Below are 13,306 nucleotides of genomic sequence, written 5' to 3'. Positions count from 1 at the left end.
GCAGGTCAGGCGGTCAGAGGCTCTTGCGCCCGATGACCTCGCCGTACTCGTTCTCGCCGATCGGCTCGAAGCCGACGGCCTGGAAGAACTTGCCGGGCCCGAGGTCGCCTTCCTCCCAGACGGCGTAGAGGCTGTCGAAGCCCTGGCGACGCGCCTCGTCGGCGACCTGCTCGACGGTGTAGCTGCCGACGCCGCGACGCTGCGCGCTGCCGGCCACGTACATCCGCAGCACGCTCGAGCGGTACTCCTCGCGATCGACCTCCGGGTCGAAGTTCGCCATCACGAAGGCCACGGGCTCGTCGCCGTCGAAGACGACGCGCTGCCAGGCGCTCTGCGTGTTGACGAACTCCTCGAGCCGGGCGTTCGCGGCGAGGAACGCCTCCTGGCCCCGCTTGAGGGTCATGCCGTTGGCGGCGACGATGTTCGCCGCGGACAGCTCTTCGAGGCGCAGAGTCTCCATGGCGACACCGTACCAGCGGCATGGCGGAGGCCAAACGACGGGCGGATGAACGGCTGCTCAGCCGATCGGCGTGATGCGGATGCGTCCGCCCAGGTCGTCCGGGTCGGCGATCGTGCCCGCCTGGGCGGCGAGCACGGCGGCGGCCGACCAGGCCGTCGCCCGAGCGAGCTGCTCCTCGAGCGTCGCGCCCTGGGCGATCGCCTGCGCGATCGCGGCGATCGCGGCGTCGCCCGCGCCGGTCGGGTTGCCGTCGAGCACGTGGTCGAGCGCGGCGTGCCAGGCGCGGCCGTCGGGCAGCACCGCGAGCATCCCCTCGACGTCGAGGGAGGCGAACACCGTGCCGGTGCCGAGCGCGGCGAGCCGGCGTGCGGCGTCGAGCGGGTCGGTGCCGCCCATGGCGTCGAACAGCTCGTGCCGGTTGGGCTTGACGGCGGTGGCGCCGGCGGCGACGGCGTGGCGCAGCTGCTGGCCTCCGACGTCGATGAGCACGGGCGTGCCGGACGCCTTCGCGATCTCGACGACGCTCGCGCAGAAGCCTTCGGGCGTGTCGGGCGGCAGCGAGCCGGAGGAGACGATGAGGCGCGCACCCGGCGCCTCCTCGCGCACGATGTCGAGCAGCTGATCCCAGCTCGCGGCGTCGATCGGCGCGCCGTGCTCGTTGAGGTTGGTGGTGCCGGCGGGCGTGACGATCGCGGTCGTGCGGCGGGTGTGCGCGTCGACCTCGATGAGGCGATGCGGGATGCCGGCGAGGTCGAGGTCGTGCACGAAGATCGCGTGCACCGGGCCACCGATCGGGGCGATGACGACGGCGGTCTCGTGCTGCTGGTGCAGCACGCGGGCGACGTTGACGCCCTTGCCGCCGGCGCGGGCGAGGCCCGTCGGCACGCGGTGGCTCGTGCCGATCCGCAGCTCGTCGATCGTGTACGTGATGTCGATCGCGGGGTTCGTCGTCACGCAGAGGATGGGGGCGTCCGGGGTCGCGTCAGCGGTGGATGCGACGCTTCGGGCATCGGCGCTGCTCACGTGTCGTGCCTCCTCTGCGGGGTCGATCCCGCTCGATCTGGACGGGTCGATCATCGCATGCGAGGCATCCGTCGACACGCCGCGAGGGCTTGCTTCATTCGAACAGAGGTTCGAAGATGGGAGGATGGGGATGGCATCGACGAGGCTCGAGCGACGGGCGGGCGACGACCGCACGGCGACGGTCGACGCGCTCCGCGAGCGGCTGCGGAGCATGCAGCAGTCGGCCGCCCAGCACACCGCGCCGGCGCCGGTCGAGCCCGTCTCGGCGGGCCTCGACGAGGTGGTGCGGCGGCTCCGCTCGGGTGCCGCGCACAGCATCGAGTCGCGCAGCCTCGCGCTCGCGTGCCTCGGGGCGGCGATGCCGCGCGGCGCGTGGGGCGCGATCGTCGGGATGCCCGACCTGGGGCTCGAGGCCGCCCGCGACCTGGGCGTGCCGATGGACCGCGTCGCGCTCGTGCCGCATCCGGGGCGATCGTGGCTCGATGTGGTCGCGAGCCTCGCCGAGGCGATGCCGGTCGTGCTCGCCGTCTCGCCCGGCAGGGTGGCGCCCGCCGACGCGGCGCGGCTCGCGGCGCGGCTGCGGCAGGCGTCGTCGACGCTGCTCGTCGAGGGGCCGTGGCCGAACGCCGCGACGGTCGTGCGGCAGGTGCGCGCCGAGTGGCAGGGGCTCGCCGCCGGCGACGGGAGGATCGCCGCGGGGAGCCTCGTCGTCGAGACGGCGTCCGGGGGCGCCTCGCGGCTGGCGAGGATCCCGATCGCCGGCGACGCGCTCCCGGAGCGCGAGCCGGAGCTCGAGGAGCAGCCCGCGGCCTGAGAAGGCCCTGTGAATCGTTGCGGTTCTTGCATCCCTGCGCATACGGTCATGAGAGAAGGTCACGACTTCGGAGGCAGCGATGCGAGCGATGAGCGGCGAGACGCCCTCCCGCTGGCTGCGCTTGGGCCTCACCGCCGGTGCCGCATCGATCGGCGCCGTCTCCCTCTCCCTCCTCCTCGGCGGCTCGGCAGCGAGCGCCGCGGAGGACCGCGATCCCGGCCGACTCGGTGGCCTCGTCCAGCAGCTCGGCAGCTCGGTCGGCGGCGTCGTCGAGACCGTGACCGACCCGCTCGACGCAGCGGTCGGCGGGCTCGGAGCGGTGCTCGCTCCCGTCGAGCAGCTCGTGCAGCCCATCACCTCGCCGGTCGTCGACCAGCTCGCGCCCGTCGTGCAGCCGGTCGTGCAGGCCCCGCCCGTCGCGGTCGAGACCGTCCGCGACCTCGTCGCGCCGGTCACCGGGACGCTCGCGCCGGTGCTGCAGCCGCTCTCGCCGATCGTCGACCCGATCGTCGCACCCGTCGATCACGTCGTCCGCGGTGCCGTGGGCGATGTCATCGCCCCCGTCGTCACCCCGATCGTCGGCACCGTCGACGGCGCGCTCGGCGCCGTGCCGGTCGTCGACGGGCTGCTCGGCGAGCAGCCGGTCGCAGGAATCGTCGACCCGGTGCTCGACCTCGATCCGGGCGAGCTGCTCCCGACACCCGCTCCGGGGACGGAGCCCTCGCCGGCGCCGGTCCCCGTGCCGGAGGTCGAGGGGGAGCCCGCGACACCGGTCGTCGTCGCTCCCGTGGTCGACGCATCCGCCACGACTGCGACCTCTGCGACCGCTGGCGCGACCCCGGCACTGCAGGCCGACGAGCGCGGCATCGAGGCAGCGCTGCGCGCCCTCGAGGCTGCGGCGGCTGCGGCGGCTCCCGCCGGTGCAGCCGCGACGACCGCCGATGCCCCGATGGTCGCCGTGGAGCCGCGCCCGGGCGGCCGCGACGTGGCACCCCTCTCGCCGGCACTCGACGGCATCGTGCCCTCCGGCGCGACCGGCAGCGCCGGCGCCCACGCATCGCCGTCGGCGATCATCCAGGACCACCTGCTGCCCGCGCTCCCGGTCGGTCAGGTCAGCGCGCTCGAGCACGACCGCGCCCCCTCCTCGCTCGCCGAGGAGCACACCGCCAGCCCTGATTGAGCGATCCGAGGCCGCGCACTCGCGCGGCACGCAGCCGTCCCGGCGCGGGACGGCAGATCACTCCGATCAGGGAAGGCAAGAACCATGAACAAGCTCGCGAAGCGAGCGCTGTGGACCGCAGCGCTCACGGGCGGCCTCTGGGCCGCGGGTGCTGGCGTGGCCAGCGCCGCAGGGACCGACGGCTCGGAAGGCCTCGGCTCCGGCAATGACGCAGTGGTGTCGCTCTCGGCACCCATCACCCTGGGCGGCAACGCCCTCGGGATCCTCGGCGACGCCGAGTCCACCGGATCGTCGGCGACGACCGCTCCCGCGGTGCCGTCGGTCGACATCAGCACATCGGGCATCGGGGGCGCGCTGTCGGGCAACGCGGCCCTCCTGGCGCTCGACGTGCCCGTGACGGTGGCGGGCAACGCGATCGGCATCCTCGGCGACGCATCGAGCGACGGCTCGACCGCGACGACGACGACCGCTGCGTCGTCGGCCGCCGGCGCGACGACCTCCGGCGACGACGGGCTGCTCTCGGGCCTGCTCGGCGTCGTGGACGTCACGGTGCCGGTCACGGTCGGCGGCAACGCCGTCGCGGTGCTCGGCGACGCGACGTCGGAGGACTCGACAGTCGACTCGTCGGCGACGACCGGTGGTTCGGACGGCGCCGCGACGAGCGGTGACGACGGCCTGCTGTCGGGCGACCAGCTCATCGCGGATGTGCTCGCGCCGATCACGATCGGCGGCAACGCCGTCGGCGTGCTGGGCGACGCGACGTCGGAGGGCTCGACGGTCGACTCGTCGGCGACGACGGGTGGTTCGGACGGCGCCGTGACGAGCGGTGACGACGGGCTGCTGTCGGGCGACCAGCTCATCGCGGATGTGCTCGCGCCGATCACGATCGGCGGCAACGCCGTCGCGGTGCTCGGTGACGCGACGAGCACGGGCTCCACGGTGACGTCGGAGACCGGCGGCTCGACGGATGCACCCGGCACGTCGGGTGACGGCGGGCTGCTCTCGGGCTCGATCCTCGACCTCGACATCCTCGCTCCCATCACGGTCGGCGGCAACGCGATCGGCGTGATCGGCGACGCGACGAGCGAGGGCTCGACGGTGACGACGCCGACGGCTCCCAGTGAGCCGACGGTGCCGACCGACCCGACCGACCCAACCGACCCGACGGACCCGACGGACCCGACCGACCCGGCCGACCCGACGGACCCAACCGACCCGACCGACCCGACGGACCCGACGATCCCGGGCGACCCGACGATCCCCGGTGACCCGACGGATCCCGGCATGCCGGGCGACGACGGAGACAGCAAGGACCCGGTGCTGCCGGGCGATGAGACGACCGTGGACGGCGGCGACAGCCGAGTGGACCTGCCGCGATCGGCCGCATCGACCGACGTGGCGACGGCCGCCGCCGGCCAGCTGCCGCGCACCGGGCTCGACCAGCCGGGCATCCTGCCGATCGGCCTGCTCATGCTCGCGCTCGGCCTGCTGCTGCTCGTCGGCGCTCGCCGAGTCCGCTCGATGCGGTAGCCCCCGCGATGCCCAGCGGTGCGGGACGTGCCATGCGCGTCCCGCACCGCGGCATGCCAGCGCGACGCGCCGCATCCGCTTGACGTCGCTCGAACGTATGTTCGATCATGGGGTGTGGCCAACGAGACGACGACCAGCGCGGCAGCGCCGCAGGCAGTGCGCCTGCGCGCGAGCCGCATCGGGGTGCTGCGGGTGCCTGACTGGCCGATCGTCGTCGCGCGGCAGACAGGGGCGCTGCCCGGCGGCGGCGAGCACGGCGCACCCGGTGCGGTCGTGCACGCGATGCGGATCGTCGCGTGCGACGACGACGCCCGCGCCGACGGCGTGCGGGTGGGCATGCGCATCCGCGACGCCCAGGCCGCATCGCCGCTGCTCGCGCTCGCGCCCGCCGACCCGGTGGGGGAGGCGCTCGCCTTCGAGCGGGTCGTGCGCGCGGTGCTCGCGGTCGTGCCGGCGGCGCAGCCCATCGGCGACGGCGCGCTCGCGTTCCGGATGCGGGGCGCGAGCCGGTTCTACGGGTCGGAGTCGCGGGCGATCGAGGCCGTGCGCGGGGCGCTCGCGCCGATGGGGCTGGCGCCGAGCGTGGGCGTCGCCGACGACCGGTTCTCGGCCGAGCTCGCGGCGGCGGCCCCGGGCGAGACGATCGTGCCGCCCGGCCGCAGCCGCGAGTTCCTGGAGCGGCTCCCCGTGGGCGTGCTCGGCGACGACGAGCTGCCGGGGATGCTGCACCGGCTCGGGGTGCACACGCTCGGCGGCTTCACCCGGCTGCCCGACGACAGCATCCGCGACCGCTTCGGCGAGACGGGGCTCATCGCGCTCGCGCGTGCCCGCGGCGAGGACGACCGACGCGTCGACGCCGACGGGCTCGGCGAGGAGCGCGTGCTGCGGCTCGCGTTCGAGCCGGGCATCGAGGGCGTGCAGGAGCTCGCGCTCGCGGTGCGGGAGCCGGTCGAGCGCTTCGTGCGCCAGCTGGCCGAGCAGCGGCTCGTGTGCAGCGAGATCCGCATCGTGCTGCGCGGCGAGGAGGGGCACGTGAGCGAGCGGCTCTGGCGCCAGCCGGGCTTCCTGCGCGCGGGCGACATCGTCGACCGGATGCGCTGGCAGCTGACCGAGAGCGAGCTCGGCTCGCCGCTCGTCGAGGTGCTCGCGGCGCCCGCGCGCCGCGACGCCGACACCGAGCACATGCCGGGGCTGTGGGGCGGCGGCGACATCGACGACCGCACGAAGCACGCGCTCGAGCGGCTGCAGGGGATGCTCGGCCGCGAGGCGGTGCTGACGGCCGCGCCAGGCGGTGGCCGGCTGCTCGCCGAGCGGGGCGTGCTGACGCCGTGGGGCGACGCGGCGCCCGCGCCGGCCGCCGGTCCGTGGCCCGGCGCGCTGCCGCCGCCCCGACCCTCGGTGGTGTTCCGGCCGCCGCTGCCGGTGCGGCTGCTCGACGAGGCGGGCGCACCGGTCGAGGCAGCGGCGCTCGACGTGCGCGAGGGGTCGCCCGCGTCGTTCTCGCCGCCCGCATCCGCCCGCCGCCGGGTGGTCGCGTGGGCCGGTCCGTGGCCCATCCGCCGCCGCGATCTCGGCGACGTCGTGCACCGGGTGCAGATCCTCGACGGCGAGGGCGAGGCATGGGTGCTGCTGCACGCCGACGGCCTCTGGCTCGCGGAGGGCCGCTATGCGTAGCGAGGTGGTCTCGACTCGCTCAGCGCGCTGCGCGCGCGGAGCGGCTCGACCAGCGATGGGGACTCGCTCAGCGCGCTGCGCGCGCGGAGCGGCTCGACCAGCGATGGGGACTCGCTCAGCGCGCTGCGCGCGCGGAGCGGCTCGACCAGCGATGGAGCAGGTGGCCTAACGATGGCGGGATGGAACAACCCGGCGATGCCGTGGCGCGAGCTCGAGGGCATCCTCTCGGACCGCGACGCCGGCAGCAGCAGCGGCCGCCGCCACCCGGCAGAGCTCGACGAGGCTCGCCGCCCGCGCATCGGCGTGCCTGCGCCGGAAGCGACGACGCCCTACGCCGAGCTGCACGCGCACTCGCACTACTCGTTCCTCGACGGTGCCTCGAGCCCTGCGGAGCTCGTCAACGAGGCCCGCGCGCTCGGGCTCGAGGCGCTCGCGCTCGTCGACCACGACGGGCTCTACGGGGCGGTGCGGTTCGCCGAGGCGGCCGCCGAGGCCGGGCTGCCGACGGTGTTCGGCACCGAGTTCACGCTCGGCCTCGAGGCGCCCCAGAACGGCATCCCCGATCCCGACGGCAGCCACCTCGTGGCGCTCGCGACCGGACCGGCCGGCTACACGGCGCTCGCGACCGCGCTCACCGACGGCTACCTCACGACCGACGCGCACGGCGTGCCGGGCGAGAAGGGCAGGCCGGTCTTCGAGCTCGAGAGGCTCGCCGAGACGGCCGGCGGCGAGTGGCTCGTGCTCTCGGGCTGCCGCAAGGGCGGCGTGCGGCAGGCGCTCGAGCGGCACGGCTCGGCGGCGCAAGGGGCGGATGCGGCGGGTCTCGAGCTCGACCGGCTCACGTCGCTCTTCGGTCGCGACCGCGTCGCGGTCGAGCTGAGCGACATCGGCGACCCGCGCGACTTCGAGCGCAACCGGGTGCTCGCCGACCTCGCCGAGCGCCGCGACCTGCCGGTGATCGCGACCACGAACGCGCACATCGCGAGCCCGTCGCGGCAGCGGCTCGGTGACGCCGTCGCCGCCGTGCGCGCGCGCCGCTCCATCGACGAGCTCGACGCCTGGCTGCCGGCCGGCGGCGTGCCGTCGCTGCGCTCGGGCGCCGTGATGGCCCGCCGCTTCCGCGCCTTCCCCGGCGCGGTCGACACGGCCGCCGCGCTGGGCCGCGCCCTCGCGTTCGACCTGCGCGCCGCATCCCCCCGGCTGCCCGACTTCCCGGTGCCCGAGGGCCACTCGCCGATGAGCTGGCTGCGCGCGCTCGTCGACGAGCGGCTGCCGCGCATCTACGACACGAACGCCGACGGCCGCCCGAGCCCCGAGGTCGCCGCGCGGCTCGAGCACGAGCTGGGTCTCATCGACCAGAAGGGCTTCGCCGGCTACTTCCTCATCGTCTTCGAGATCGCTGACTTCGCCCACCGCAACGGCATCCTCTGCCAGGGCCGCGGCTCGGCGGTCGCGAGCGCGATCTGCTTCATCCTCGGCATCACCGCCGTCGACCCCATCCGCTACCGGCTGCCGTTCGAGCGCTTCATCTCGATGATGCGCGAGGAGGAGCCCGACATCGACATCGACTTCGACGCCGGCCGCCGCGAGGAGGTCATCCAGCACGTCTACGAGCGCTACGGCCGCCGCAACGCCGCGCAGGTCGCGAACGTCATCACCTATCGCCCGAAGTCGGCGGTGCGCGACGCGGCGAAGGCGCTCGGCTACGCCGTGGGCCAGCAGAACGCGTGGTCGAAGTCGGTCGAGTCGTACTCGAGACCCGACGCCCCAGGCATCCCGGATGCCGTCACCGAGCTCGCGGGCGAGTTCCTGCACGCGCCGCGCCACCTGGGCATCCACTCGGGCGGCATGGTGCTCACCCAGGAGCCGGTCGGCTCGGTCTGCCCGATCGAGCCCGCCCGCATGGAGAACCGCACGGTGCTGCAGTGGGACAAGGACGACTGCGAGTGGATGGGCCTCGTGAAGTTCGACCTGCTGGGCCTCGGCATGCTCGGCGCGCTCTCGCACACGATGCAGCTCGCCGCCGAGCACACGGGGGAGTCGTGGACGCTCGCGTCGATCCCCGCGGAGGAGGCGGGCGTCTACGACATGCTGTGCGAGGGCGACGCGGTGGGGGTCTTCCAGGTCGAGTCGCGCGCCCAGATGGCGACCCTGCCGAGGCTCAAGCCGCGCTGCTTCTACGACCTCGTGGTCGAGATCGCGCTCATCCGCCCCGGCCCCATCCAGGGCGGTGCCGTGCACCCCTACATCCGCCGCCGCACGGGCGCCGAGGCGATCAGCTACCCGCACCCGCTGCTCATCCCGGTGCTCGAGCGCACGCTCGGGGTGCCGCTGTTCCAGGAGCAGCTCATGCAGATGTCGGTCGCGGTCGGCGGCTTCGACGCGGGCGAGGCCGATCAGCTGCGGCGCGCGATCGGCTCGAAGCGCTCGCTCGAGCGCATCGAGGCGCTCAAGGCCAAGCTCTTCGCGGGCATGGCGGCGAACGGCGTCGAGCCGGACGTCGCCGAGTCGATCTACCGCAAGATCGAGGCGTTCGCGGGCTTCGGCTTCGCCGAGTCGCACTCGCTCGCCTTCGCGAAGCTCGTCTACGCCTCGTCGTGGATGCGCCTGCACTACCCGGCCGCGTTCCTCGCGGGCCTCCTGCGCAGCCAGCCGATGGGGTTCTGGTCGCCGCAGACGCTCGTGGCGGATGCGCTGCGGCACGGCGTCGAGACGCTCCGTCCCGACGTGGTGCGGTCGGCCGTCGATGCGGGCCTCGAGCAGCACGGGTCGCCCGGCGGCGGGGACGACGCGTGCCTGGCGCGCGACCAGCCCCCGGTGCCGCCCGTCGCATCCGAGTCGCTCGCCATGCGCGGCAGGCACCGGCGCGACGGCGCCTTCTCGGTGCGGATGGGGCTGTCGAGCGTCACGGGCGTCGGGGCGGCGGCCGCCGGGCGGATCGTCGCCGCGCGCGAGGCGTCGCCGCTGCGCGACATCCACGACCTCGCGCGCCGCGCCGACCTCGACCGGGGCGAGCTCGAGGCGCTCGCGACCGCGGGTGCGCTCGAGGGGCTCGGCATCGGCCGCCGCGAGGGGCTGTGGCTCGCGGGGCCCGCGTCGACGGAGCGGGAGGACCAGCTCGAGGGCTCGCAGGTGAGCCTGCAGCCGCCGCTGCTGCCGATCCTGTCGGCGCAGGAGCAGGTGGCGCTCGACATCTGGTCGACCGGCGTCGCCCCCGACGACCACCCGGTGCGCTACGCGCGGGCGATGCTCGAGGAACGCGGCGTGCTGCCGATCGCCGGGCTCGCCGACGCCGAGCCGGGTCGACGCGTGCAGGCGGCGGGCATCGTCACGCACCGGCAGCGGCCGAGCACGGCGCAGGGCGTGACGTTCATGAACCTCGAGGACGAGACGGGGATGCTCAACGTCATCTGCTCGAAGGGGCTGTGGGCGCACTCGCGGCACGTGGCGCGGCACGCGCCGGCGCTCATCGTGCGGGGGATGCTGCAGCGCACCCCCGAGGGCGTGATCGCGCTGCTCGCCGACCGGCTCGACCGCTTCGACGTGCCGACGAGCGGCTCGCGCGACTTCCGATAGCCGCGGCGTCGCGCCGCCCGTTGAGCGTTCGCGTCCGGGTTGACCACAACTCGGACGCGAACCCTCGACAGCCGGGAGGGGCGGCGAGACCCGTCGAGGGTCTGCGTCCGAGTGCAGAGCGACTCGGGCGCAGACCCTCGACTGGTGGGCCGGCTACGTCAGCAGCCGGTGCGCCACGCGTTCGACGCGAGCGTCGGCAGACCGCCGACGTTGTAGACCGCAGTCGGCGCGATCATCGCGATGAGCTCCTCGACGTCGAGCGTCACGCACGTGCTCGCCGCCAGCACCACCGGCGCGCTGTGCACACCCGCCACCATCGACGCGGAGAGCGCGTCGGGGAAGTTGGTGCCGGAGGCCACGGCGATCGCCTGGATCTCGGACTGCCCCATGAAGCGCTCGACGAGCAGCGCGTTCGTCGCGTACCGGTCGGCACCCGCGACGCGCGGCACCGTGAAGCCCTCGGCGCGGTAGGCCCGCACCGTGGCGTCGGTGACGGTCGCGTTCGCGCCGAGCACCGTCGCCGTCTGGGCACCGAGCGCCTCGAGCGCGTCGACGGTGTGCTCGCTCGTGCGGGCGCGCGGGGTCAGCAGCACCGGCACGTCGCCGATGGCCGAGGCCACGCCGCTCGCCGAGACCGCGTCGGCGAACTGCTCGCCGCTCGCGAGCAGCACCTGGTCGGCGGTGCCGAAGTACCGCTCGGCGATGAGCGCCGCCGTCTGGTAGCGGTCGGCGCCGGCGATGCGGGAGACCGTCGCGTTCGGCACGACCTCCGTGATCTGGGCCGCGGTCGCGCTCGAGACCGACGGCGTGCCGCCGACGATCGTGACGCTGCCGGGCTGCAGGCGCTGGAGCTCGGCGATCGTCACCGGCATCAGGCCGTCGGTCGGCGTGAGCAGCAGGCTCGCGTCGGCCCGCGCTGCGGCCGGGCCGGCCGAGAGCGCGTCGGCGAAGACCTGCCCGGAGGCGATCAGCACGTCGGTGCCGGGGCCGAAGAGCGCCTCGGATGCCTCGACGTTCGTCTCGTAGCGGTCGTCGCCCGCGTAGACCTCGACGACGGTCTCGACCGGGGCGGCCGGCTCGAACGCGATGCCCACCACGACGGCGTCGTGGTCGCTCGCGCGGTACGGATCGGGCGCGAAGAGCGCGTCCTGCGCCGGCTGCTTGAACGCCATCGTGTAGTCGAAGATGCTCGGCTCGTCCGAGTTCGCGTGCCACGCCTCGGCACCGGCGACCGACGGCAGCAGCGCCGCGTCGGCGAGCCCGTAGTCGAGGTAGCCGAGCATGCCGTCGAAGACGTACGTGTAGGCATCCTCGCCCTGGAACTCCTCGAGCAGGTCGGTCCAGCCGGCCGCCTCGAGCGTCGTGATCGGGTCCTCGTGGTCGTACGAGTTCAGGTCGCCCAGGATGAGCGAGCCGTCGGCCTCGACGCCGGTCGGGTCCATCGCGAGCCAGTCGGCGAGCGCCGCGGCGGCCTGCGTGCGCACCTCGTTGCAGTTGCCCTGCTCGGGGGTGCCGGTGTCGCCGGCGCACGCGGAGCCCTTCGACTTCAGGTGGTTGACCGCGACGGTGAGGATTCGGTCGGTGCCGAGGTCGCGGAACGACTGCGCGAGCGCGGGCCGGTTCGCCGACGTGTCGAAGCGCGGGTCGATCGACGAGTCGAGCACGGCGTGGTCGCCCTCCGGCGCGACGAGCGCCGGCTGGTAGACGATCGCGGTCGTGATCTCGTCGGTGCCGAGCGTGCCGGTGTCGATGCCGGCCCAGCGCTGCGTGCCGGCCGCCTCGTTGAGCGCCGCGACGAGCGTGTCGAGCGCGACGCCGTCGTTGTTCTCGATCTCGAGCAGGCCGACGACGGCCGAGTCGAGCTCGTCGATCGCGGCGACGATCTTCGCCTCCTGACGGTCGAACTCCTCGGCGGTGACCGCGCCGCGGCTGTCGAGCGTCGTGAAGTAGTTCAGCACGTTGAACGCCGAGACCTCGAGCGTGGCGCCCTCGATCTCGGGTGCCGCCTCGCGGGGGTTGACCTGCGTGAACGTGCCGGCCTCGGTCGGCTGCACGCGCCAGAGGCTCTGGCGGTAGTCGAGCACACCGGTGATGCCGGTGATGGTGTCGCCGCCGCGGAAGCGGTTCTCGAGCGTGAGCGGCTGGAGGTTGCCCGGGTGGATGGCCGGGTCGGGGTTCTGGATGCTGCGGCCGTCGTCGATCGTGATGCGGTTCGCGAGGTTCGCGGCGCGCAGCTCGGCGGCCTCGGCCGAGCCGGGCGCGAAGACCGCGGTCGGCTGCATCTGTCGGTCGGTGCCGACGACGACCTCGCCGAAGCGGCCGAAGTTGAAGTACTCGAGGATCGCGAGCTCCTGCGTGAGCGTGACGAGCATCGACTCGGTGCGCTCGCCGTCGGCGATCGGCAGCGTGAGCGCGATGGGCGTCGGGAGGGTGCCCTCGCCGCAGTCGAGCAGCGTCGCGTTCGAGATGCGGGTCAGGCCCGAGCTCTCCTCGGCGGTGCCGGAGATCTGCACGCGGTCGCCCTCGACGACCTCAGCGGCGCCGGGAGCGAGCACGAAGATGCCGTCGCTCGTGGCGGCGTCGCCGTCGCCGGCGTCCTGGATCGTGAAGCCGTCGAAGCCGCCCTGCTGGAAGTCGCCGGTGACGACGCCCTCGACGGTGACGGGCTGCCCGGCCATGCCGGTCGCGGCGCCCGTGCCCTGCACGGCGCCGATCGCGATCACGGCGTCGGAGCCGCACTCCGCGTCGACCGGAGGCTCCTCGAGCTCGAAGACCTCGTTGGGGGCGCCGGGCGTGTTCCAGGCCTCGCCGGGGGCCGGGGTGCCGGTCCTGCCAGCGATGCCGGCGCCGCTGAACGCGTTGCGCACCCAGTCGGTGGCTGCATCGGTGTCGGTGCCGTCAGGGATGCGGCTCGCGCCGCCCGGGTCGAACGACGCGCCGTCGAAGCCGACGCCGAGGCGGGTGCCCCAGGTGAGGTCGTCGACGCCGCCGTCGTGCACGCCCACCGCGTCGACGACCGTGAAGCCGACGCCGGCGTCGATCGCGCCGT

General features: G+C 74.3%; 8 protein-coding genes. 5 read left to right on the top strand and 3 right to left on the bottom strand.

Translation table 11 applies throughout. From position 1 onward, the window contains the following. Positions 1-13: 13 nt before the first annotated feature. Together ABD106_RS06420 and ABD106_RS06415 are read right to left on the bottom strand one after the other, a co-directional pair. Positions 14-460 (bottom strand): GNAT family N-acetyltransferase, encoded by a 447-nt coding sequence (locus tag ABD106_RS06420; protein ID WP_343918541.1) that lies wholly within the window; start codon positions 458-460, stop codon positions 14-16. Positions 461-517: 57 nt separating this feature from the next. Then, positions 518-1,483, bottom strand: coding sequence for a 1-phosphofructokinase family hexose kinase (locus tag ABD106_RS06415; protein WP_343918539.1), 966 nt, complete (start codon positions 1,481-1,483; stop codon positions 518-520). A 130-nt stretch (positions 1,484-1,613) separates the two neighbouring features. Between ABD106_RS06415 and ABD106_RS06410 the strand changes: the two genes are divergently transcribed. From ABD106_RS06410 to ABD106_RS06390, 5 genes are all read left to right on the top strand, one after another. Further along, complete coding sequence (locus ABD106_RS06410) at positions 1,614-2,297, top strand: hypothetical protein (RefSeq protein WP_343918537.1); 684 nt, start codon at positions 1,614-1,616, stop codon at positions 2,295-2,297. 79 nt (positions 2,298-2,376) lie between these two features. Continuing rightward, positions 2,377-3,477, top strand: a complete 1,101-nt coding sequence (locus tag ABD106_RS06405; protein WP_343918535.1) for a hypothetical protein — start codon at positions 2,377-2,379, stop codon at positions 3,475-3,477. An 84-nt stretch (positions 3,478-3,561) separates the two neighbouring features. After that, positions 3,562-5,007: a hypothetical protein gene (locus ABD106_RS06400; RefSeq protein ID WP_343918533.1), complete on the top strand. Its 1,446-nt coding sequence runs from the start codon at positions 3,562-3,564 to the stop codon at positions 5,005-5,007. 114 nt (positions 5,008-5,121) lie between these two features. Then, positions 5,122-6,681 (top strand): DNA polymerase Y family protein, encoded by a 1,560-nt coding sequence (locus ABD106_RS06395; protein ID WP_343918531.1) that lies wholly within the window; start codon positions 5,122-5,124, stop codon positions 6,679-6,681. Positions 6,682-6,852: 171 nt separating this feature from the next. Then, positions 6,853-10,257: an error-prone DNA polymerase gene (locus ABD106_RS06390; RefSeq protein WP_343918529.1), complete on the top strand. Its 3,405-nt coding sequence runs from the start codon at positions 6,853-6,855 to the stop codon at positions 10,255-10,257. 158 nt (positions 10,258-10,415) lie between these two features. On the opposite strand, the gene ABD106_RS06385 is transcribed toward ABD106_RS06390, so the two are convergent. Continuing rightward, the coding region (locus ABD106_RS06385; protein WP_343918527.1) for an ExeM/NucH family extracellular endonuclease at positions 10,416-13,306 on the bottom strand (2,891 nt) is incomplete at its 5' end.

It is taken from the genome of Agrococcus citreus (assembly GCF_039527715.1).
Classification (GTDB): domain Bacteria; phylum Actinomycetota; class Actinomycetes; order Actinomycetales; family Microbacteriaceae; genus Agrococcus; species Agrococcus citreus.
The sequence above is the reverse complement of the archived record's forward strand: the minus strand, read 5'-3'. Positions and strand labels throughout refer to the sequence as shown.

Bases quoted from the DNA above. Each gene is read 5' to 3' on its own strand.
- ABD106_RS06420 (WP_343918541.1), bottom strand. From the start codon at position 460: ATGGAGACTCTGCGCCTCGAAGAGCTGTCCGCGGCGAACATCGTCGCC.
- ABD106_RS06410 (WP_343918537.1), top strand. From the start codon at position 1,614: ATGGCATCGACGAGGCTCGAGCGACGGGCGGGCGACGACCGCACGGCG.
- ABD106_RS06405 (WP_343918535.1), top strand. From the start codon at position 2,377: ATGCGAGCGATGAGCGGCGAGACGCCCTCCCGCTGGCTGCGCTTGGGC.
- ABD106_RS06400 (WP_343918533.1), top strand. From the start codon at position 3,562: ATGAACAAGCTCGCGAAGCGAGCGCTGTGGACCGCAGCGCTCACGGGC.
- ABD106_RS06390 (WP_343918529.1), top strand. From the start codon at position 6,853: ATGGCGGGATGGAACAACCCGGCGATGCCGTGGCGCGAGCTCGAGGGC.